Source organism: Staphylococcus sp. GDX7P312P (genome assembly GCF_008385775.1).
GTDB lineage: Bacteria > Bacillota > Bacilli > Staphylococcales > Staphylococcaceae > Staphylococcus > Staphylococcus haemolyticus.
On record NZ_VUKI01000016.1, the window covers coordinates 34,561 to 54,465 of the forward strand.

21 protein-coding genes and 1 tRNA gene are annotated in these 19,905 nt (G+C 32.5%); 20 read left to right on the plus strand and 2 right to left on the minus strand.

The annotated features are described in order from the left end of the window. Nucleotides 1-80 precede the first annotated feature (80 nt). The 5 genes from sdhA to F1592_RS04730 all read left to right on the plus strand — a co-directional run bounded on the left by sdhA (nt 81) and on the right by F1592_RS04730 (nt 4,779). Complete coding sequence (sdhA, locus tag F1592_RS04710) at nt 81-1,847, plus strand: succinate dehydrogenase flavoprotein subunit (RefSeq protein ID WP_053016987.1); 1,767 nt, start codon at nt 81-83, stop codon at nt 1,845-1,847. Then, nucleotides 1,847-2,695 carry a succinate dehydrogenase iron-sulfur subunit gene (sdhB, locus tag F1592_RS04715; RefSeq protein WP_016930705.1) on the plus strand — a complete coding sequence of 283 codons (849 nt, stop codon included), beginning with the start codon at nt 1,847-1,849 and terminating at the stop codon, nt 2,693-2,695. The genes sdhA and sdhB overlap by 1 nt, the downstream gene beginning before the upstream one ends. A 176-nt stretch (nt 2,696-2,871) precedes the next feature. Continuing rightward, nucleotides 2,872-3,672: a glutamate racemase gene (racE, locus tag F1592_RS04720; RefSeq protein WP_053041069.1), complete on the plus strand. Its 801-nt coding sequence runs from the start codon at nt 2,872-2,874 to the stop codon at nt 3,670-3,672. A 16-nt stretch (nt 3,673-3,688) separates the two neighbouring features. Continuing rightward, nucleotides 3,689-4,270: an XTP/dITP diphosphatase gene (locus F1592_RS04725; RefSeq protein WP_149809530.1), complete on the plus strand. Its 582-nt coding sequence runs from the start codon at nt 3,689-3,691 to the stop codon at nt 4,268-4,270. Beyond that, nucleotides 4,270-4,779 (plus strand): YfcE family phosphodiesterase, encoded by a 510-nt coding sequence (locus F1592_RS04730; RefSeq protein WP_053016989.1) that lies wholly within the window; start codon nt 4,270-4,272, stop codon nt 4,777-4,779. The genes F1592_RS04725 and F1592_RS04730 overlap by 1 nt, the downstream gene beginning before the upstream one ends. 419 nt (nt 4,780-5,198) lie before the next feature. Here F1592_RS04730 and F1592_RS04735 read toward each other — a convergent pair. Further along, nucleotides 5,199-5,272: transfer RNA gene (locus F1592_RS04735), tRNA-Arg, on the minus strand. 834 nt (nt 5,273-6,106) lie between these two features. Between F1592_RS04735 and F1592_RS04740 the strand changes: the two genes are divergently transcribed. The 6 genes from F1592_RS04740 (at nt 6,107) to F1592_RS04765 (ending at nt 7,816) form a co-directional block, all read left to right on the plus strand. Further along, nucleotides 6,107-6,241 (plus strand): phenol-soluble modulin PSM-beta-3, encoded by a 135-nt coding sequence (locus tag F1592_RS04740; RefSeq protein ID WP_011276028.1) that lies wholly within the window; start codon nt 6,107-6,109, stop codon nt 6,239-6,241. A 59-nt stretch (nt 6,242-6,300) separates the two neighbouring features. Continuing rightward, on the plus strand, nt 6,301-6,435 hold the full coding sequence (locus tag F1592_RS04745; RefSeq protein WP_011276027.1) for a phenol-soluble modulin PSM-beta-2: 135 nt from the start codon (nt 6,301-6,303) through the stop codon (nt 6,433-6,435). Between the two features lie 54 nt (nt 6,436-6,489). Then, a complete protein-coding gene (locus F1592_RS04750) occupies nt 6,490-6,624 on the plus strand; it encodes a phenol-soluble modulin PSM-beta-3 (protein WP_011276028.1) in 135 nt (44 codons plus the stop codon). A 56-nt stretch (nt 6,625-6,680) separates the two neighbouring features. Further along, the gene (locus tag F1592_RS04755; RefSeq protein WP_011276027.1) at nt 6,681-6,815 is read left to right on the plus strand and encodes a phenol-soluble modulin PSM-beta-2; all 135 of its coding nucleotides are present in this window, start codon (nt 6,681-6,683) and stop codon (nt 6,813-6,815) included. Between the two features lie 64 nt (nt 6,816-6,879). Then, a complete protein-coding gene (locus F1592_RS04760; protein ID WP_037536258.1) occupies nt 6,880-7,014 on the plus strand; it encodes a phenol-soluble modulin PSM-beta-1 in 135 nt (44 codons plus the stop codon). Between the two features lie 109 nt (nt 7,015-7,123). After that, complete coding sequence (locus F1592_RS04765; protein ID WP_037536260.1) at nt 7,124-7,816, plus strand: YjjG family noncanonical pyrimidine nucleotidase; 693 nt, start codon at nt 7,124-7,126, stop codon at nt 7,814-7,816. An 82-nt stretch (nt 7,817-7,898) separates the two neighbouring features. On the opposite strand, the gene F1592_RS04770 is transcribed toward F1592_RS04765, so the two are convergent. After that, nucleotides 7,899-8,342 (minus strand): N-acetyltransferase, encoded by a 444-nt coding sequence (locus tag F1592_RS04770; RefSeq protein ID WP_053017044.1) that lies wholly within the window; start codon nt 8,340-8,342, stop codon nt 7,899-7,901. A gap of 190 nt (nt 8,343-8,532) precedes the next feature. Here F1592_RS04770 and bshC point away from each other — a divergent pair, with 190 nt between their 5' ends. The 9 genes from bshC (at nt 8,533) to ftsA (ending at nt 19,876) form a co-directional block, all read left to right on the plus strand. Beyond that, on the plus strand, nt 8,533-10,146 hold the full coding sequence (gene bshC, locus F1592_RS04775) for a bacillithiol biosynthesis cysteine-adding enzyme BshC (RefSeq protein WP_149809531.1): 1,614 nt from the start codon (nt 8,533-8,535) through the stop codon (nt 10,144-10,146). 143 nt (nt 10,147-10,289) lie between these two features. After that, complete coding sequence (mraZ, locus tag F1592_RS04780) at nt 10,290-10,721, plus strand: division/cell wall cluster transcriptional repressor MraZ (protein WP_011276022.1); 432 nt, start codon at nt 10,290-10,292, stop codon at nt 10,719-10,721. A 14-nt stretch (nt 10,722-10,735) separates the two neighbouring features. After that, nucleotides 10,736-11,671: a 16S rRNA (cytosine(1402)-N(4))-methyltransferase RsmH gene (gene rsmH / locus F1592_RS04785; RefSeq protein ID WP_033080059.1), complete on the plus strand. Its 936-nt coding sequence runs from the start codon at nt 10,736-10,738 to the stop codon at nt 11,669-11,671. A gap of 13 nt (nt 11,672-11,684) precedes the next feature. Then, a complete protein-coding gene (ftsL, locus tag F1592_RS04790; protein WP_016930703.1) occupies nt 11,685-12,086 on the plus strand; it encodes a cell division protein FtsL in 402 nt (133 codons plus the stop codon). After that, nucleotides 12,067-14,385 carry a penicillin-binding protein gene (locus F1592_RS04795; protein WP_149809532.1) on the plus strand — a complete coding sequence of 773 codons (2,319 nt, stop codon included), beginning with the start codon at nt 12,067-12,069 and terminating at the stop codon, nt 14,383-14,385. The genes ftsL and F1592_RS04795 overlap by 20 nt, the downstream gene beginning before the upstream one ends. Before the next feature lie 290 nt (nt 14,386-14,675). Continuing rightward, nucleotides 14,676-15,641, plus strand: a complete 966-nt coding sequence (gene mraY / locus F1592_RS04800) for a phospho-N-acetylmuramoyl-pentapeptide-transferase (RefSeq protein ID WP_011276018.1) — start codon at nt 14,676-14,678, stop codon at nt 15,639-15,641. A 1-nt stretch (nt 15,642) separates the two neighbouring features. Beyond that, a complete protein-coding gene (gene murD / locus F1592_RS04805; protein WP_037536269.1) occupies nt 15,643-16,992 on the plus strand; it encodes a UDP-N-acetylmuramoyl-L-alanine--D-glutamate ligase in 1,350 nt (449 codons plus the stop codon). Nucleotides 16,993-17,007: 15 nt separating this feature from the next. Further along, nucleotides 17,008-18,336: a cell division protein FtsQ/DivIB gene (locus F1592_RS04810; protein WP_149809533.1), complete on the plus strand. Its 1,329-nt coding sequence runs from the start codon at nt 17,008-17,010 to the stop codon at nt 18,334-18,336. Nucleotides 18,337-18,439: 103 nt separating this feature from the next. Then, nucleotides 18,440-19,876: a cell division protein FtsA gene (gene ftsA, locus F1592_RS04815; protein ID WP_149809534.1), complete on the plus strand. Its 1,437-nt coding sequence runs from the start codon at nt 18,440-18,442 to the stop codon at nt 19,874-19,876. The last annotated feature ends 29 nt before the right edge of the window (nt 19,877-19,905 follow it).

Consider the following 19,905-nt stretch of genomic DNA (forward strand, 5'->3'; position numbering starts at 1 on the left):
GTATTTATATCAAGTACTTATTAAATGAGCTTAAGCAATTACGTTAAGCTATCGATATATTTTAGGGGAGTGACTTTTCTATGGCAGAGAAAAAAATTATTGTTGTCGGTGGAGGACTTGCCGGTCTGATGTCAACAATTAAAGCTGCAGAACAAGGTGCGCATGTAGATTTATTCTCAATCGTACCTGTTAAACGTTCGCACTCTGTTTGTGCCCAAGGTGGTATTAACGGTGCGGTAAATACCAAAGGTGAAGGGGATTCTCCTTGGATTCACTTTGATGATACAGTTTATGGTGGGGACTTCTTAGCAAACCAACCACCTGTTAAAGCTATGGCTGAAGCTGCTCCATCAATCATTCATTTATTGGACCGTATGGGCGTTATGTTTAGTAGAACAAAAGAAGGTCTATTAGACTTTAGACGTTTCGGTGGTACGCTTTATCACAGAACTGCTTTTGCAGGTGCAACTACTGGTCAACAATTATTGTACGCGCTTGATGAACAAGTACGTTCATTTGAAGTAGATGGATTAGTAACTAAGTATGAGGGTTGGGAATTCCTAGGAATTGTTAAAGATGAGGACAATGCTGCAAGAGGCATCGTAGCTCAAAATATGACAACTTCTGAAATTAAATCTTTTGGTTCAGATGCCGTTATTATGGCAACTGGTGGACCTGGTATCATCTTCGGTAAAACAACAAACTCAATGATTAATACAGGTTCAGCGGCATCAATTGCATACCAACAAGGTGCTAAATATGCAAATGGTGAATTTATTCAAATTCATCCAACAGCTATTCCTGGTGATGATAAATTACGCCTAATGAGTGAATCAGCACGTGGTGAAGGTGGTCGTATTTGGACATACAAAGACGGTAAACCTTGGTACTTCTTAGAAGAGAAATATCCTGATTATGGTAACTTAGTACCTCGTGATATTGCAACGCGTGAAATCTTTGATGTATGTATCAATCAGAAATTAGGTATAAACGGGGAAAACATGGTTTACCTTGATTTATCTCATAAAGATCCACATGAATTAGATGTTAAACTTGGTGGTATTATTGAAATTTATGAGAAATTTACGGGTGATGACCCACGTAAAGTACCAATGAAAATCTTCCCGGCCGTTCACTATTCAATGGGTGGCTTATACGTAGACTATGATCAAATGACTAATATTAAAGGATTGTTCGCAGCTGGGGAATGTGATTTCTCTCAACATGGTGGTAACCGTTTAGGTGCCAACTCATTATTATCTGCAATCTACGGTGGTACTGTAGCTGGCCCTAATGCAATAAAATATGTTGAGAATGTAGAAACAACATATACTGAATTAGATGACAGCATTTATCAAAAACGTGTCGATGAAGAGCAAGAACGTTTTGATAAATTATTAAATATGCGTGGAACTGAAAATGCATATAAACTTCACCGTGAACTTGGTGAAATTATGACAGCGAACGTAACAGTTGTTCGTGAAAACGATAAATTATTAGAAACAGATAAAAAAATCGTCGAATTAATGAAACGTTATGAAAATATTGATATGGAAGATACACAAACTTGGAGTAACCAAGCTGTATTCTTCACTCGTCAATTGTGGAACATGTTAGTTTTAGCACGTGTAATTACAATTGGGGCTTACAATCGTAACGAATCTCGTGGGGCACATTACAAACCAGAATTCCCTGACCGTAATGATGATGAATGGTTAAAAACAACATTAGCTGAATATCAAGGTAGAGAAGAAGCGCCTAAATTTACTTATGAACCAGTTGATGTAAGTTTAATTCCACCACGTAAACGTGACTATACAAGTAAGTCTAAAGGAGGTAAAAAATAATGGCTGACAATCAATCAGTAAAAGACACTCCCGAAGAACTTCGCCAAAATGATAGCAATACAAATGAAAAAGAGCAAAAAGAGCCAAAACAAAAATCAATTAAGTTGATTATCAAACGACAAGATAATCAAGATTCTAAACCGTATGAAGAAACGTTTGAAATTCCTTATAAAGAAAATATGAACGTAATCGCATGTTTAATGGAAATCAGACGTAATCCAGTAAATAACAAAGGTGAAAAAACAACACCTGTTACATGGGATATGAACTGTTTAGAAGAAGTTTGTGGTGCTTGTTCAATGGTCATCAATGGACGTGCTAGACAATCATGCTCAGCAATTGTTGATCAATTAGAACAACCTATTCGTCTTGAACCAATGAGTACTTTCCCTGTTATTCGTGACTTACAAGTGGATCGTACTAGAATGTTTGATAACTTAAAACGTATGAAAGCTTGGATTCCGATTGATGGTACGTATGATTTAGGACCAGGACCACGTATGCCTGAGAAAAAACGTCAAACAGCTTATGAGTTATCTAAATGTATGACGTGTGGTGTTTGTTTAGAAGTTTGTCCTAATGTAACGCAAAATAATAAATTCGTTGGTGCTCAGGCAATTTCTCAAGTTCGTTTATTCGACTTACATCCAACTGGTGCAATGACTAAAGACGAACGATTAGACGCTTTAATGAGTGCTGGCGGTTTGCAAGAATGTGGTAATTCTCAAAACTGTGTAAATGCTTGTCCGAAAGGTATTCCTTTGACAACTTCTATCGCAGCTATGAACAGAGAAACAACATTCCATATGTTTAAATCATTCTTCGGTTCAGACCACAAAGTAGATTAATATATACATTTAATTATAATTTAAAAGTAGTTAATGATTCTTAATTGAATTGATTAACTACTTTTTTCTTTATAAAGCATTTCAAGTTATGTATATGAATGCTTAATCGGATTAGTCAAACTCTTAGCATGTATATGATAAAATAAATGTATTATGTGTTATAAGGATGAATGAAGATGAACAAACCAATTGGTGTTATAGATTCAGGTGTTGGCGGGTTGACAGTTGCTAAAGAAATCATGCGTCAATTACCCAACGAAACAATTTACTATCTAGGGGATATTGCAAGATGTCCTTATGGTCCAAGACCTGGTGATGAAGTTAAACAATTTACTACTCAACTTGCTAATAAATTAATGCAATTTGATATTAAAATGCTTGTAATAGCTTGTAATACAGCTACCGCTGTAGCATTAGAACATTTGCAACAAATGTTGCCTATTCCAGTTATTGGAGTTATTGAGCCAGGGTCAAGAACAGCTATTATGACTACTAAAAATCAAAATGTTTTAATTTTAGGGACTGAAGGAACTATTAAATCTGAGGCGTATAGACATCATATTAAGCGCATTAATCCAAACGTCCATGTTTATGGTGTAGCTTGCCCAGGGTTTGTTCCACTAGTTGAACAAATGCGCTACGATGATCCTACAATTACAAGTATTGTCATTCATCAAACGTTAAAGCAGTGGAGAAATACAGATGCAGATACGATAATTTTAGGTTGCACACACTATCCATTGTTATATAAGCCTATAAATGATTATTTTGGAGGAGAGAAAAAAGTTATTTCCTCTGGATTAGAAACAGCACGTGAAGTTAGTGCTTTATTAACTTTTAGTAATGAACATGCGAGCTATACACAACATCCAGAGCATAGATTCTTTGCTACTGGAGATACAGTACATATTAAAAATATCATTTTACAATGGTTAAAATTAGATGTTGAAGTTGAACGCATCAGTGTAGATAAATAATCAAGGAGGAATATGAATGGCAGACATCGTAATTGCTACAAATAATAAAGGTAAAATTAATGATTTTAAATCAATTTTTCCCAATGACAATGTGATAGGTATATCAGAACTAATAAAAGACTTTGATGTAGAGGAAACGGGAACAACTTTTGAAGAGAATGCGCGATTAAAGTCTGAAGAAGCTGCAAAAGTATTGAATAAACGTGTGATAGCAGATGATAGTGGATTAGAGGTATTAGCTCTAAATGGCGAACCTGGCGTTTATTCAGCTAGATATGCAGGATTAGATAAGAGTGATGATGCTAATATTGATAAATTATTAAAAAATTTAGATGGTATCGAAAATCGAGATGCACAATTTGTTTGCGTCATTAGTATGAGTGCACCTAATGAAACTACTCAAACTTTCAAAGGTACTGTTTCTGGAGTGATTGCTACTGAAAGACATGGTGAGCATGGTTTTGGTTATGATCCTATTTTCTATGTGCCTGAAAAAGGTAAAACTATGGCTCAACTTACTGCAACTGAAAAGAGTGAAATCAGTCATAGAGGTAATGCAATTAAGAAATTGAATGCTTATTTGGAGAGTGGAAAGTAATGACAAAGTGGCTTATCGTCAGTGACAATCATACAGAATCTGGTATTTTATATCACTTATATGAAGCGCATAAGGATGCTGATGTTTTATTACATTTAGGGGATTCAGAATTTGAATATAATGATACTGAACTCAGTCTATATAGAAGAGTAAAAGGGAATTGTGACTTTTATCCTGAATTTCCTAATGAAGAAGAAGTGGAAATTAAAGGTATAAAGGCTTTATATACTCATGGACATTTGTATTCAGTAAATCAAACTCGTATGAATTTAGCACAAAAAGCTAAATCTCAGGGATGTCAATTTGCATTTTATGGTCATACTCATGTTGCAAAATATGAGCATTTAGATGGTGTACATGTCATAAATCCAGGCAGTATATCACAATCTCGTAGTAGTATTGAAGAAACGTTTGCCGAACTCGTTATTGATGAAGTAAATGGTAGTGCTATTCTAAACTATAGAAATCGAGATAATCATATTATAGAAACGATTGAATTTGAAGTTTGATATATAGACACTTAAGCATTTAATTAACACCTAAGTGATTATTCCGATACATATAATATTGGTTAATAGAATATTAATATTGAAAGGAGTTTTTAAATTGAGAAGTGAAAAACTAACGTCTTTAACGTTTTATCTTGCAATAGTCACATTGGTCATTTCAATAATTAATTTAATACTTACATTTAAAAACTAAATTTTTTAGGTAAAAAGTTGTTGATCACGTGTCAAATATGTGTCAAAAATTTTTAAACTAACAGCATAATAATATTATCTTAGAAACTCGTCATAACATGGCGGGTTTTTCTATTTTGGTGCAGTTTAGCTTAGTTTCTACGGTATCTAATTACAAGACAAAATAAAAAGAACGCCGTCATAACAGCGTTCTCAACCTAAAAATATATGTAATTTTTAGTTAATGACGTCCTGGGAGGGATTCGAACCCCCGACCGATGGCTTAGAAGGCCATTGCTCTATCCAGCTGAGCTACCAGGACATGAATTTTTAACACAAGAATTATTATAGCTAAAGAAACCTTATTTAGCAATAGCTTTAATATAAAAAAAGTTTATATTTTTCACTAATTATGTGTATTTGTAACTCATATCGACTATGTGCAAGTGCAATAACACATAAAGTCGAGCAATTGAATTAATATCTCCAAGCCATATGGACTCAGAAGTAATCAAATGTATAGAACCAATAGGAGGCATTATAAGAAACTATGAACAAACTATGAACATCTATGAATGAATAAAGTAATAAAGAGATCCTAAGTGTTGAAATAATTCTCATCTACTATTCATATACTCAATCCAATTACTAAATAAAAGTATCATGATAAATAGTGAAAAACAGAAATTAATAAAGTTGCAATGATTAACATTACGATTAATTAAATGGTTGAAAAGGACTAGAATATATTCACTTGTCTGTTTAAATAAATGGTTGTATTGAGAATCCTAGACTTGCAATGGATCTACTAGTAGGTTAAAGCGTTTATAAAACAAGGTGAATTTTAAAGAAATATAAAGCCAATGTAAAGGTCTTGTAAACGTTTGCAGAATTGTCAGATTTTGCACAACATATATGAATGCCTAAGTGTGTTTTATATAATCAAAGGCCTACAGTTTTGATGTCTAATTTATAAGTTAAGAAAGATAGAACGCAAATAGCATAAATCACTATATAGTATAAGTAACAAAACGATAGGTAAACAAAAACTTACCAATTAATCGTTTTTGGTTTTTAAGAAATAGCTTAATGTATCTATTGAATTTCATACATTAAGATTTAAATACTTTAAATAAAAAGAAATGGAGCGATTTAAATGTCAAAATTAGTACAAGCAATTTCAGATGCAGTTCAAGCAGGTCAAAACCAAGATTGGGCTAAATTAGGTACAAGCATTGTAGGTATCGTAGAAAACGGTGTTGGCATTTTAGGTAAATTATTCGGATTCTAAGTTTCCACATATAACATTTATTGAAAATATAAATAAACATTATAAAGGAGATAGTAATCATGGAAAAAATCGCAAACGCAGTAAAAAGTGCAATCGAAGCAGGTCAAAACCAAGACTGGACTAAATTAGGTACAAGCATCTTAGATATCGTTTCAAACGGTGTTACAGAATTAAGTAAAATCTTCGGTTTCTAAAACTAAAAGGCAAACAATTTAAATATATAAAATTAAATGAATGGAGCGATTTAAATGTCAAAATTAGTACAAGCAATTTCAGATGCAGTTCAAGCAGGCCAAAACCAAGACTGGGCTAAATTAGGTACAAGCATTGTAGGTATCGTAGAAAACGGTGTTGGCATTCTAGGTAAATTATTCGGATTCTAAGTTCGACTGATAACATTTTATTAATATAAATAAACAATACAAAGGAGATAATGATCATGGAAAAAATCGCAAACGCAGTAAAAAGTGCAATCGAAGCAGGTCAAAACCAAGACTGGACTAAATTAGGTACAAGTATCTTAGATATCGTTTCAAACGGTGTAACTGAATTAAGTAAAATCTTTGGTTTCTAATTTAACGTTTAATTTAAAACTTAGTTTAAATCATAAAAAAATATAGAGAAATGGAGAGATAAATATGCAAAAATTAGCAGAAGCAATTGCAGCAGCAGTACAAGCAGGACAAGATAAAGACTGGGGTAAAATGGGTACAAGCATCGTAGGTATCGTAGAAAATGGAATCAGTGCTTTAGGTAAAATTTTCGGCTTCTAATTTGAAATTTTAATTATCATGGACCAGGGCAAGCGCTCTGGTCTTTTTTAATTTATAAATATATTTCTGTTAAAATAGATTTTAGAAAATAAACGTTAAGGATGAAAATATGAAATATAATACAATATTATTAGACTTCGATGATACATTAGTTGATTTTTATGATGCTGAAGATAAAGCTTTTCACAATATGGCCAAACATTATCATCATTACCCAACAGCAGAAGACTTTCAATTTTTTAAACAAATTAATCAGGCACATTGGGAGGCTTTTCAAAAGAATAAACTAACTAAAGAAGAAGTTCTTTCACACAGATTCATTGAATATTTTAATTATTATGGTATTGAAGTGGATGGTAAACAAGCAGATGTTACTTTTAGGGATGAATTAGCTAAAGCACCCATTAAGCATTTTGATTCCACTCTAGAAACGATAGATCGATTAGCTCAAAACAATGAGCTTTATATTGTTACTAATGGTGTTACAGATACTCAAAAAAGACGTATTGCTCAATTACAATTTAAAGACACATTTGATGGTGTATTTATATCAGAGGAAACGGGTTATCAAAAGCCAATGATTGAGTTTTTTGATTATGTGTTTGAAAAAATTGGTAAGGACAAACGAAAATCTACCATTATTGTAGGTGATTCATTAACTTCAGATGTATTAGGCGGAAAAAATGCGGGAATAGCTACATGCTGGTTTAATGTAAGAAATAAAAAGAATAATTCTGATATAAATCCAGATTACGAAATTAAATCATTGAGTGAATTAGTTGATTTAATTGAAAATGAGTAAAAACATTTTATGCAAAAAGTTGGAGTGGTAAAGATTCTGATAGAACTTTTATCACTCCATAGCTTTTCCATATTCTATTTAATTATTTAGGAGCCCATACGAGTACATCATGACCTTCAGGATTTTTAGCGTGTACGTCCTCAAAATCTTGATTCATAAAAAATTCTTTAGAATTTTGACGTGCAATGGCTTTGATAGGCATATTATAAGATTTTGCATAATCAATAAGTGACTGACCGTACCCTTTATTTTTATAGTTATCTAAAACTTCTAGTTTCCAAAGTAGTAAATAATCATCGAATTCTGGGAAGTAAATTTCTTCAACGTCACCCTTTTTTAGTAAAGCCATTCGGGCAACAAGGTTTTCACCGTGAAAGATGCCATAGAATGGTGATTCAGAACTGGCATCGATCATTTGGCCTTGTAGTTCTTCAACCATGTATAAATCTTTGTTACCAAATTCTCTAAAAGCTTCAAACAATTCGTCTGTTTTATAATTAATTTCAAGATGTTTTACTTCACTCATTTGCGTTATCCCCCTTATTTCTTTTGTTATATTATAACTTAAATAATATGTAAATTTCATTCAATTGTATTTTCAGGACGAAAGGGTAAATTTCACTTCAAAAATTACAAATTTTTAAGCCGTTAAATTGTCATACAATGCTATAATCTTTATACTATATGAGTAATAGCTATGTTGAAGGAGTATAGATATGGACTGTCGAGTAACTCATTTTAAAGAAAAAGATTCATTTATTTCAAAATTAAAAGAAAGTGATAAAAGTTTATTAGAATTTTATCAATATAACCCAGTTGAGACAGCTAGTTTCACGACTAGGATGAAACGTCCTAATAATGGTAGAGAAAAACAATTAGCACAAATCATTAAAGACTATATGGCCGATTTGAAATTAACTACTTCTCAGCTAGAGCATATTGAGGCGCTTGAACAAGGAGCTAAAGTAGTTATTGGAGGTCAACAAGCAGGATTGTTTGGGGGACCTTTATACACTTTCCATAAAATTCTTTCGATAGTAACGTTAAGTAGTCAACTAACTAAAGAATATGGTGAAACGGTTGTTCCTGTGTTTTGGATTGCTGGAGAGGATCATGATTTTGATGAAGTGAATCATACGTATGTTTATAATGCAAAAGAGGCGCAATTAAAGAAAGTGAAGTACCATACAATGACGCCTCCAGAAACAAATGTTTCAAGATATACTCCTGATAAGGAAGCTATGCTTAATGCATTAAATCTTTTCTTCGAAGAATTAAAAGAAACTAATCATTCTAAACCTTTATATAAATTATGCGTGGATATAATTAATGAGTTTGATACTTGGACTGATATATTTAAGGCTTTATTGCATGCGGTCTTTAAAGAACACGGTGTGCTACTCATCGATGCACAGAACGATAAGCTTAGACAACTTGAAAAACCATTACTCAAACAAATAGTAACTAATCATTCTAAAATTAATCAAGTATTCAGACAAACACAAGAGCAAACCATTGCATCAGGATTAACACAAATGATACAGACAGATACTAATGTACATTTGTTCCTTCATGAGGATGGTATGCGTCAATTAATATCAAAAGAAGATAATCTTTTTAAATTAAGTAAATCTGATATTACTTACTCTGAAGAGGAATTAATTGAATTAATAGAGACAGAACCGGAGCGTTTCTCAAACAACGTCGTTACGAGACCAGTCATGGAAGAATGGTTATTTAATACAGTAGCATTCATAGGTGGTCCAAGTGAAATTAAATATTGGGCAGAACTAAATAATGTATTCAAATTACTTAATGTAGAAATGCCGATCGTTCTTCCACGTATGAAGATGACATATATGATGGAAAGAACACAAAAACTACTTAAACAATACAGCCTAAATGTTGAAAAAGTTATTCAAAATGGTATCGATGATGACAAAAATGAATTTGTACGTGAAAAAGCTTCTGATACGTTTATACAACAAGTAGAAGAATTGAAAGCAAAACATGAAAATGTGTATCAACAATTAATAAATGAAGTTAAGGAAAATCAAGATAATTTCAATTTAGTAACTAAAAATGAAGAAATTCATAATAAACAATTTGATTATTTATTGAAACGCTATTTGTTAAATATTGAACGTGAGAATGATATTAGTATGAGACAATTTAGAGAATTGGATTTAGTATTACATCCTCACCACGGATTACAAGAAAGAATCTGGAATCCACTACAAATTATGAATGATTTTGGGATTGATGTGTTTAGTCCCTCCACTTTCCCACCACTTGAATACACATTTGATCAAATCATTATTAAACCTTAATAAATCAAGCTTTAGACCTATTTTATCGAAATGATAAAATAGGTTTTTTTTTGTATAAAAAAAAGAATTTTAAGATATTTTACAGAATTAGTGGAGGATAGTGGGGATATGTGGTAAATTATAAATAAGGTGAGGTGATAATAATGTTCATGGGAGAATACGAACATCAACTTGATGCTAAAGGACGTATGATAATTCCATCTAAGTTTAGATATGACTTAAACGAACGTTTTATTATCACGCGAGGCCTTGATAAATGTTTGTTCGGTTACACACTTGAAGAGTGGCAACAAATAGAAGAAAAAATGAAAACCTTACCTATGACAAAGAAAGACGCACGTAAGTTTATGCGTATGTTCTTCTCAGGTGCCATCGAAGTAGAATTGGATAAGCAAGGGCGTATTAACATTCCTCAAAATTTGAGGAAGTACGCTAGTTTAACTAAAGAATGTACAGTAATAGGTGTTTCAAATCGAATTGAAATTTGGGATAGAGAAACTTGGAATGATTTTTATGATGAATCTGAAGAGAGTTTCGAAGATATTGCTGAAGATTTAATAGATTTTGATTTTTAATGGAGGAATAAGTCGTGTTTCATCATATTAGCGTCATGCTTAACGAAACAATTGATTATTTAGACATCAAAGAAGATGGTATTTACGTAGACTGTACGCTTGGTGGCGCGGGTCATGCACTCTATTTATTAAATCAATTAAACGATGACGGTAGATTAATTGCGATTGATCAAGACACTACAGCATTAGATAATGCTAAAGAAGTATTGAAAGATCATCTACATAAAGTCACGTTCGTACATAGTAACTTTAGAGAATTAACTGACATTTTAAAAAACTTAAACATTGAAAAGGTAGATGGAATTTATTATGACTTAGGCGTTTCTAGTCCACAGTTGGATGTTCCAGAGCGAGGATTTAGTTATCATCATGATGCTAAACTTGATATGAGAATGGATCAAACGCAGCAACTTAGCGCATACGAAGTAGTCAATCAATGGCCATATGAAGCACTAGTGAAGATTTTTTATCGCTATGGTGAAGAAAAATTTTCTAAACAAATAGCGAGACGAATCGAAGCACATCGTGAACATCAGCCTATCGAAACTACATTAGAGCTAGTTGACATCATTAAAGAAGGCATTCCTGCTAAAGCTCGAAGAAAAGGTGGTCATCCTGCAAAGCGTGTATTTCAAGCTATACGTATTGCTGTTAATGACGAATTATCTGCATTCGAAGATTCAATTGAGCAGGCAATCGAGCTTGTAAAAGTTGGAGGCAGAATTTCAGTAATCACTTTCCACTCTTTAGAAGACAGATTATGCAAACAGATGTTTCAAGAGTATGAAAAGGGTCCTGATGTGCCTAGAGGGTTACCAATTATTCCTGAAGCTTACACACCTAAACTCAAGAGAGTAAATCGCAAACCAATTACGGCAACGGATACAGATTTGGATGAAAATAACAGAGCGCGCAGTGCAAAATTACGTGTTGCAGAAATTTTAAAATAAGGAGTAATTGACGATGGCTGTAGAAGAAATATATGAACCATATGAAGACGTCCAGCACAATAGTATACCGAAACAACAACCTCAATCGGAACCACAAACAAGAACAGTTACTAAGAAGGTTGTAGTTCAACTCACAAGATTTGAGAAATACTTATACATAACACTTGTTACTGCAATTGCAGTTATTGCTATTTATATGCTATCTTTAAAAATGGATGCGTATGATACGAATGGAAAGATTGCAGATTTAGACTCCAAAATTGAACAACAATCAAGTGAAAATAGCGCAATTCAATCTGAAATTAAAAAAAGTTCTTCTTACCAACGCATTTACGACAAGGCTAAAGCACAAGGTATGAGCCTAAATAACGACAATGTAAAGGTAGTGCGTACAAATGGCGAAGCGAAAAATTAAAATTAGAAAAAATAAATTAGGAGCAGTCCTCCTTGTTGGTATATTCGGACTGCTCTTTTTTATATTGGTTTTAAGATATTCATATATTATGATCACAGGGCATTCTGATGGACAAGATTTAGTAATGCGAGCGAATGAAAAATATTTAGTTCAAAACAATGAACAAGCTGAACGAGGCAAGATTTATGATAGAAACGGTAAAATTCTTGCCGAAGATGTCGAAAGATATAAAGTTGTAGCGGTAGTCGATAAAAGCGCAGGTAAAAGTGGAGACAAACCTCGCTATGTAGAGGATAAAAAGAAGACAGCTAAAGAACTTTCTAAAATTATAGACATGAAACCGGAAGAAATTGAAAAACGACTTAATCAGAAAAAAGCATTCCAAGTGGAATTTGGTCAAAAAGGAACTAATTTAACTTATCAAGATAAACAGAAATTGGAAAAAATGGACTTACCAGGTATTACATTATATCCAGAAACTGAACGCTTTTATCCAAATGGTAATTTTGCGTCTCACTTAATAGGAATGGCACAAAAAAATCCAGATACAGGAGAATTAAAAGGTGCGCTTGGTGTTGAAAAAATCTTTGATAGTTATTTAAGTGGAACTAAAGGTGCATTATCTTATATACAAGATATTTGGGGATATATTGCTCCAAATACTAAAAATGAAAAATCACCTAAACGTGGTGATGATGTTCATTTAACAATTGATTCAAATATTCAAGTATTCGTTGAGGAAGCATTGGATGATATGGTTAAGAGATATCAACCAAAAGATTTATTTGCTGTTGTCATGGATGCTAAAACAGGTGAAATCTTAGCATTCAGTCAACGTCCTACGTTTAATCTTGAGACAGGTGAAGATTTTGGGAAAAAATGGGCGAATGACTTATATCAAAATACGTATGAACCAGGTTCTACTTTTAAATCATTTGGTTTAGCGGCAGCTATACAAGAAGGTAAGTTTGATCCTAAGAAAAAATATGAGTCTGGACATCGTGATATCATGGGTTCTAGAATCTCCGACTGGAATAAAACTGGTTGGGGCGAAATTCCAATGTCATTAGGCTTTACTTATTCTTCAAATACACTGATGATGCACTTACAAGACTTAGTAGGTGCTGACAAAATGAAATCATGGTACGAAAGATTTGGCTTTAGCAAACCAACTGGTGGTCTATTTGATGGTGAAGCAGAAGGTAATATTGCTTGGTCGAATGAATTACAACAAAAAACGTCAGCATTCGGGCAATCTACAACTGTTACGCCGGTACAAATGATTCAGGCACAATCTGCTTTCTTTAATAAAGGGAATATGCTTAAACCATGGTTTGTGGATAGTATTAAAAATCCAATTTCCAAAAAGACATTCTATCAAGGCAAAAAAGAAATTGCTGGCAAACCAATTACTGCTTCTACCGCAAGTAAAGTGGAAACAGAATTAGATAAAGTAGTTAATAGTAAGAAGAGTCATGCGATGAATTATAGAGTAGATGGTTATGATATTGAAGGTAAGACAGGTACTGCCCAAGTGGCGGATGAAAAGAGCGGCGGATATGTTAAGGGTGAAAATCCATACTTTGTAAGTTTCATTGGTGATGCGCCTAAGAAAAATCCTAAAGTTATTGTTTATGCCGGTATGAGCTTAGCTCAAAAGAATGATCAAGAAGCTTATGAAATGGGTGTAAGTAAGGCTTTCAAACCAATTATGGAAAATACACTTAAATATTTAAATGTAGGTTCTAAAAAAGATGAAACTAAATCTGCACAATATTCAAAAGTACCAAATGTAACTGGACAATCTATTGATAAAGCAAAAGAAAGTTTAAAATCTGAAGATTTACAAGCAACCGTTATTGGTAATGGAGATAACGTCAAATCTCAATCAATTAAAGCCAATAAAAAATTATTGCCTAATAGTAAGGTGCTCTTATTAACTGATGGTGATATTACAATGCCAAATATGAAAGGTTGGACAAAAGATGATGTACTTGCCTTCCAAGAATTAACTGGCATTAACGTTACAACTAAAGGTAGTGGCTATGTAACAAAACAATCGGTTAACAATGGAACTACATTAAAAGACAATAGTAAGGTTGAAATTGAATTATCTCCAGAAGATCCTGACGATACATCGACGAATACGAATGACAATGAGACAGCATCAAATGACTCTTCTAATAAAGATGAAGCCAGTTCTTCTTCAGACGATAAGGAAAAAGACAATAAGAATGATACTTCAAGCTCTTCTGAACAAGAACAACAGACAAACAATAGTCAAGATTCTAACGAGTAATTATAATTTGACTTGAAAAAGTAGATGATAAGTTATGAGAATTGAATGAACGTCTAAAAGTTGTGACAAGCACAGTGAGTATTGGTTACAAAATAGAACTTTAGTAGCAAATATAAGTGAGCGGGGGTTATATCATTCCCTTCTCAGCTCGTGTTACTTCAAAGGACGTCATTCGATCTCATACAAATTTTAAATGAATTTACTTTAAAATATTGATAAAATGAACGAGATATTATCAATTAATAAACTCAGAAGACAAAACTAAAATTAAATATGTAAAGGAGACAATTATGCTTTTTATACTTGCGGTAATCGCACTATTAATTACTTTTATCTTAGTACCTATTTTAATTCCAACGCTTAAGCGAATGAAATTTGGACAAAGCATTCGTGAAGAAGGTCCACAAAGCCATATGAAAAAAACAGGCACACCGACAATGGGTGGTTTGACTTTTCTAATTAGTATTATCATTACCTCAATTATTGCAATTTTCTTTGTAGATAATTCAAATCCAATCATTTTATTATTATTTGTGACAATTGGTTTTGGTTTAATAGGTTTTATTGATGATTACATCATCGTAGTTAAGAAAAACAACCAAGGTTTAACAAGTAAGCAAAAATTTTTAGCACAAATTGCAATTGCAGTTGTATTCTTTTTACTAAGTGATGTTTTCCATCTTGTAGAATTTTCAACTAATCTAAACATACCTTTTACAAATATTAGTATTCCATTATCTTTTGCATATGTGATTTTTATTGTTTTTTGGCAAGTTGGATTCTCAAATGCTGTGAATTTAACAGATGGTTTAGATGGTTTAGCAACAGGATTATCAATTATTGGTTTTACAATGTACGCCATTATGAGCTTTGTTTTAGATTCACCAGCAATTGGAGCATTTTGTATTATAATGATTTTTGCATTATTAGGATTTTTACCGTATAACCTTAATCCTGCAAAGGTATTTATGGGAGACACTGGTAGTTTAGCTTTAGGTGGAATTTTCGCAACGATATCAATTATGCTAAATCAAGAATTATCATTGTTACTAATTGGACTAGTATTTGTAATTGAAACAGCTTCAGTTATGTTGCAAGTTGCTTCATATAAACTTACAAAAAAGCGTATTTTTAAGATGAGCCCGATTCATCATCACTTTGAATTAAGTGGTTGGGGAGAATGGAAAGTAGTGACAGTGTTCTGGACAGCAGGTTTAATTTCAGGATTAATCGGATTATGGATAGGAGTGCATTAGCATGCTCAATTATACAGGATTAGAAAATAAAGATGTTCTTGTAGTAGGACTAGCCAAAAGCGGATATGAAGCAGCTAAGTTATTAATCAAATTAGGTGCCAATGTGACTGTAAATGATGGCAAAGACTTGTCACAAGATCCTCATGCCAAGGATTTAGAGGCGCTAGGAGTTAAAATAGTTGATGGTGGACATCCTTTATCACTATTAGATAATGAGCCAATTATAGTAAAAAATCCTGGTATTCCTTATACAGTTTCTATAATTCAAGAAGCATATCAGCGACATTTAAAAATATTAACTGAAGTAGAATTAAGTTATTTAATATCAGAAGCACCGATTATAGCTGTAACTGGAACTAATGGTAAAACAACTACGACTTCTTTAATTGGCGATATGTTTAAGAAAAGTAGATTGACTGGGAGACTCTCTGGAAATATAGGCTATGTAGCATCTAAAGTAGCACAAGAAACATCACCTAATGAATATCTAATAACTGAATTATCTTCATTCCAATTATTAGGTGTAGAGCAATATCGTCCGCATATTGCGATTATCACAAATATATATTCTGCTCATCTAGATTATCACGAAACACTTGAAAACTATCAAAACGCAAAGAAACAGATTTACAAAAATCAAACAGAAAATGATTACCTAATATGTAATTATCATCAAAGACATTTAATTGAGTCTGAAAATTTGAAAGCTAAAACATTGTATTTCTCTACTCAACAAGAAGTAGACGGTATTTATATTAAAGATGGGTTTATTGTTTACAAAGGAATAAGAATCATTAATATAGATGATTTAGTATTACCTGGGGAACATAATTTAGAAAATATTCTAGCTGCAGTATTAGCTTCAATCTTAGCTGGTGTTCCAATAAAAGCAATTATAGATAGTTTAACTACATTCTCTGGTATAGATCACAGATTACAATATATAGGTACAAATCGCACTAACAAGTATTACAATGACTCTAAAGCTACAAACACACTTGCTACACAATTTGCATTGAATTCATTCAAGCAACCAATAGTTTGGTTATGTGGTGGCTTAGATCGTGGTAATGATTTCGATGAATTAATACCTTATATGAAGAATGTACGTGTCATGGTTGTTTTTGGTCAAACTCAAGAAAAATTTGCTAAGCTTGGCAATAGTCAAGGTAAGTTAGTGGTGAAAGCTACAGATATTGAAGACGCTGTTAAAAAGGTACAAGATGTAGTCGAACCGAATGACGTTGTCTTACTATCACCTGCATGTGCAAGTTGGGATCAATATAAAACATTTGAAGAACGTGGTGAAAGATTTATAGAAAGTTTCCGTGCCCACTTACCATCTTATTAAAGGTTGTGAAATCAAGTGAAAGATAAACGACGTAAAGATAATAAGGTGAGCTCGATTCAAAGTCTTATTGAAAAAAGAAATCGAGAATTAAACAATGAAGAACACCTTTCAAATCATGATGCTAATCATAAGGATAAGAATAAAATTTCCACAGATGACGCTCAATTGTATAAAATTAATAAGCCTAATGAGACCTCTAAACAACAAGATCAAAATCAATCAATAGACGAAGATAACTTTAATAATCAATCCAATGAATCCGAACAATTGGAACAAAATGAAGCAATTGAACAATCTAACGAAACATCTGATGAAGATGCTCAAAGCGTTGAAAGTACAAAAACGAATGATAGTCACAGACTCTCCATTAATTCTAGTGAAAACACATATAAGCTATCTATTAAAGATAGAGTTAAAGAGTTCAATGACAATCGTAAAAGAAAAAAACATGCCAAGAGTACACAATTTGATCATTTATCACCACAAGAGAGAAAAGAACAATTAAGAATTCAGCGAAGGAAGCGTCAAAAAAGAATTCAGTACGTTATCATTACATTTTTAGTATTATTAATAATTTTATTTTTACTCTACATGTTTACACCACTAAGTAGAATTTCTAATATTAAAATTAGTGGAAATAACAATGTGAGTAACAGTCAAGTTGAAAAAGCTTTGGATGTAAAAGATAATTCAAGAATGTATACGTATAGTAAACGTAAAGGTATTCAAAATCTGAAGAAGAATGATTTAATAAAAGACGTAAAAATTAAAAAGCAATTACCGAATACGTTAAAAGTGCAAATAACTGAAAATCAAGTTGTGGGTGTTGTTAAAGAAAAGAACAAATATGTGCCAATTATAGAAGGAAATCAAGAATTGAAAAACTTTGATGGTAATATTGCCGGAAGTGGACCTATTTTAGAAGGATTTAAAGGTGAAGAAAAAAGCAACATGATTAAATCTTTATCTAAGATGTCTCCAGACATTAGAGATATGATTTCAGAAATTAAGTACGCACCTAAGCAAAATAGCCCTAATCGAATTCTTTTATATATGCAAGATGATATGCAAGTAGTTGGCAACATAAAAACGATTGCTAATAAAATTAAATATTATCCTCAAATGTCACAATCTTTATCAAAAGACGACTCTGGTAACTTGAAAACCCAAGGTTATATAGATTTATCTGTAGGTGCATCATTTATACCGTATAATGAAAACAGTAGCGGAGATTCAAAATCCGATCAAAATGTTCGTCAAAAATCACAACAAGAAACTGATGCAAAAGATGAGTTACAAAGCGCTTTAAATAAAATTAACGAACAATCAGATTCAAATAATTAAAAAATTTCGATATTAATATGTGTTTATAGTTCACAAGCCTTACGACGTATTGTAAACTAAACATAGTGTATTTTAATAGTAATTTGTCAGGAGGTGCCTATCTATGGAGGAACATTACTATGTAAGCATAGATATTGGTTCATCAAGTGTAAAAACAATAGTAGGCGAAAAATTTCACAATGGAATAAATGTGATAGGTACAGGACAAACCTACACTAGCGGTATCAAGAACGGATTAATTGATGATTTCGACATTGCTAAACAAGCAGTTAAAGATACAATTAAAAAAGCTTCTATCGCATCAGGTGTAGACATTAAAGAAGTTTTCTTAAAATTACCTATCATAGGTACTGAAGTATATGATGAAGCAAATGAAATTGATTTTTATGAAGATACTGAAATAAACGGCACACACATTGAAGAAGTGCTAGAAGGTATTCGTCAAAAAAATGATGTAGCGGATACTGATGTAATTGATGTATTCCCTATTCGTTTTATTGTGGATGGGGATAATGAAGTATCAGACCCTAAAGAATTGATTGCTAGACACTCATTAAGAGTTAAAGCAGGAGTTATTGCAATTCATAAATCTATTTTAATCAACATGATTAAATGTGTAGAATCATGTGGCGTAGATGTTTTAGATGTTTATTCAGATGCTTATAATTATGGCTCAATTCTTACAGCTACTGAAAAAGAATTAGGAGCATGTGTAATAGATATTGGTGAAGATTTAACTCAAATTGCCTTTTATGAGCGTGGAGAATTAGTAGACGCTGATTCAATTGAATTAGCAGGTCGCGATATTACTGATGATATTGCTGAAGAACTAAATACTACATATGAAACGGCTGAAAAGATTAAACATCAATATGGTCATGCTTATGCTAATTCTGCATCAGATCAAGATGTATTTAGTGTAGATCAAGTAGACAGTGATGAATTAGTTGAATATACTCAAAAAGATTTAAGTGCTGTAATTGAGAGAACAATGCAAGATATCTTTGATGAGGTGTTTGATGTATTAGTTGACTTAGGATTAACTAGAGTGAACGGTGGTTTCATTGTAACTGGCGGTTCTTCAAACTTATTAGGAGTTAAAGAATTACTTAATACGATGGTAAATGAAAAGATTAGAGTTCATACACCGTCACAAATGGGTATCAGAAAGCCAGAATTTACATCAGCTATTTCTACTATATCTAGTAGCATCACTTTTGATGAGTTGCTCGATTATGTTACAATGAGTTATCAAGATAATGATGAGTTTGAAGAAGAAGTTATTGGAGATAACGAGAGAGAACATACTTCTAAATCAGGTGGATTTGACTGGTTTAAACGTAAGTCAAATAAAAATGAAGATACTTATGAAGAAGACTACAACGAACCACATGAAAGAACAGATAAAGTAGACGACTATGATAAGTATGATAGCAACGAAAGTCATCACGATACGACAGAACATTATGATGATGATCAAGAGCAACCTCAAAAAGAAGAGGGCAAATTTAAAAAACTTATGAAATCTCTATTTGAATGATGGGCCAAAAAGACTAGGAGGAAATATAA

Excerpts from the sequence above, each read along its gene's own strand:
- sdhA (WP_053016987.1), top strand. The coding sequence starts at position 81 with ATGGCAGAGAAAAAAATTATTGTTGTCGGTGGAGGACTTGCCGGTCTG.
- sdhB (WP_016930705.1), top strand. The coding sequence starts at position 1,847 with ATGGCTGACAATCAATCAGTAAAAGACACTCCCGAAGAACTTCGCCAA.
- racE (WP_053041069.1), top strand. The coding sequence starts at position 2,872 with ATGAACAAACCAATTGGTGTTATAGATTCAGGTGTTGGCGGGTTGACA.
- F1592_RS04725 (WP_149809530.1), top strand. The coding sequence starts at position 3,689 with ATGGCAGACATCGTAATTGCTACAAATAATAAAGGTAAAATTAATGAT.
- F1592_RS04730 (WP_053016989.1), top strand. The coding sequence starts at position 4,270 with ATGACAAAGTGGCTTATCGTCAGTGACAATCATACAGAATCTGGTATT.
- F1592_RS04740 (WP_011276028.1), top strand. The coding sequence starts at position 6,107 with ATGTCAAAATTAGTACAAGCAATTTCAGATGCAGTTCAAGCAGGTCAA.
- F1592_RS04745 (WP_011276027.1), top strand. The coding sequence starts at position 6,301 with ATGGAAAAAATCGCAAACGCAGTAAAAAGTGCAATCGAAGCAGGTCAA.
- F1592_RS04750 (WP_011276028.1), top strand. The coding sequence starts at position 6,490 with ATGTCAAAATTAGTACAAGCAATTTCAGATGCAGTTCAAGCAGGCCAA.
- F1592_RS04755 (WP_011276027.1), top strand. The coding sequence starts at position 6,681 with ATGGAAAAAATCGCAAACGCAGTAAAAAGTGCAATCGAAGCAGGTCAA.
- F1592_RS04760 (WP_037536258.1), top strand. The coding sequence starts at position 6,880 with ATGCAAAAATTAGCAGAAGCAATTGCAGCAGCAGTACAAGCAGGACAA.
- F1592_RS04765 (WP_037536260.1), top strand. The coding sequence starts at position 7,124 with ATGAAATATAATACAATATTATTAGACTTCGATGATACATTAGTTGAT.
- F1592_RS04770 (WP_053017044.1), bottom strand. The coding sequence starts at position 8,342 with ATGAGTGAAGTAAAACATCTTGAAATTAATTATAAAACAGACGAATTG.
- bshC (WP_149809531.1), top strand. The coding sequence starts at position 8,533 with ATGGACTGTCGAGTAACTCATTTTAAAGAAAAAGATTCATTTATTTCA.
- mraZ (WP_011276022.1), top strand. The coding sequence starts at position 10,290 with ATGTTCATGGGAGAATACGAACATCAACTTGATGCTAAAGGACGTATG.
- ftsL (WP_016930703.1), top strand. The coding sequence starts at position 11,685 with ATGGCTGTAGAAGAAATATATGAACCATATGAAGACGTCCAGCACAAT.
- F1592_RS04795 (WP_149809532.1), top strand. The coding sequence starts at position 12,067 with ATGGCGAAGCGAAAAATTAAAATTAGAAAAAATAAATTAGGAGCAGTC.
- mraY (WP_011276018.1), top strand. The coding sequence starts at position 14,676 with ATGCTTTTTATACTTGCGGTAATCGCACTATTAATTACTTTTATCTTA.
- murD (WP_037536269.1), top strand. The coding sequence starts at position 15,643 with ATGCTCAATTATACAGGATTAGAAAATAAAGATGTTCTTGTAGTAGGA.
- ftsA (WP_149809534.1), top strand. The coding sequence starts at position 18,440 with ATGGAGGAACATTACTATGTAAGCATAGATATTGGTTCATCAAGTGTA.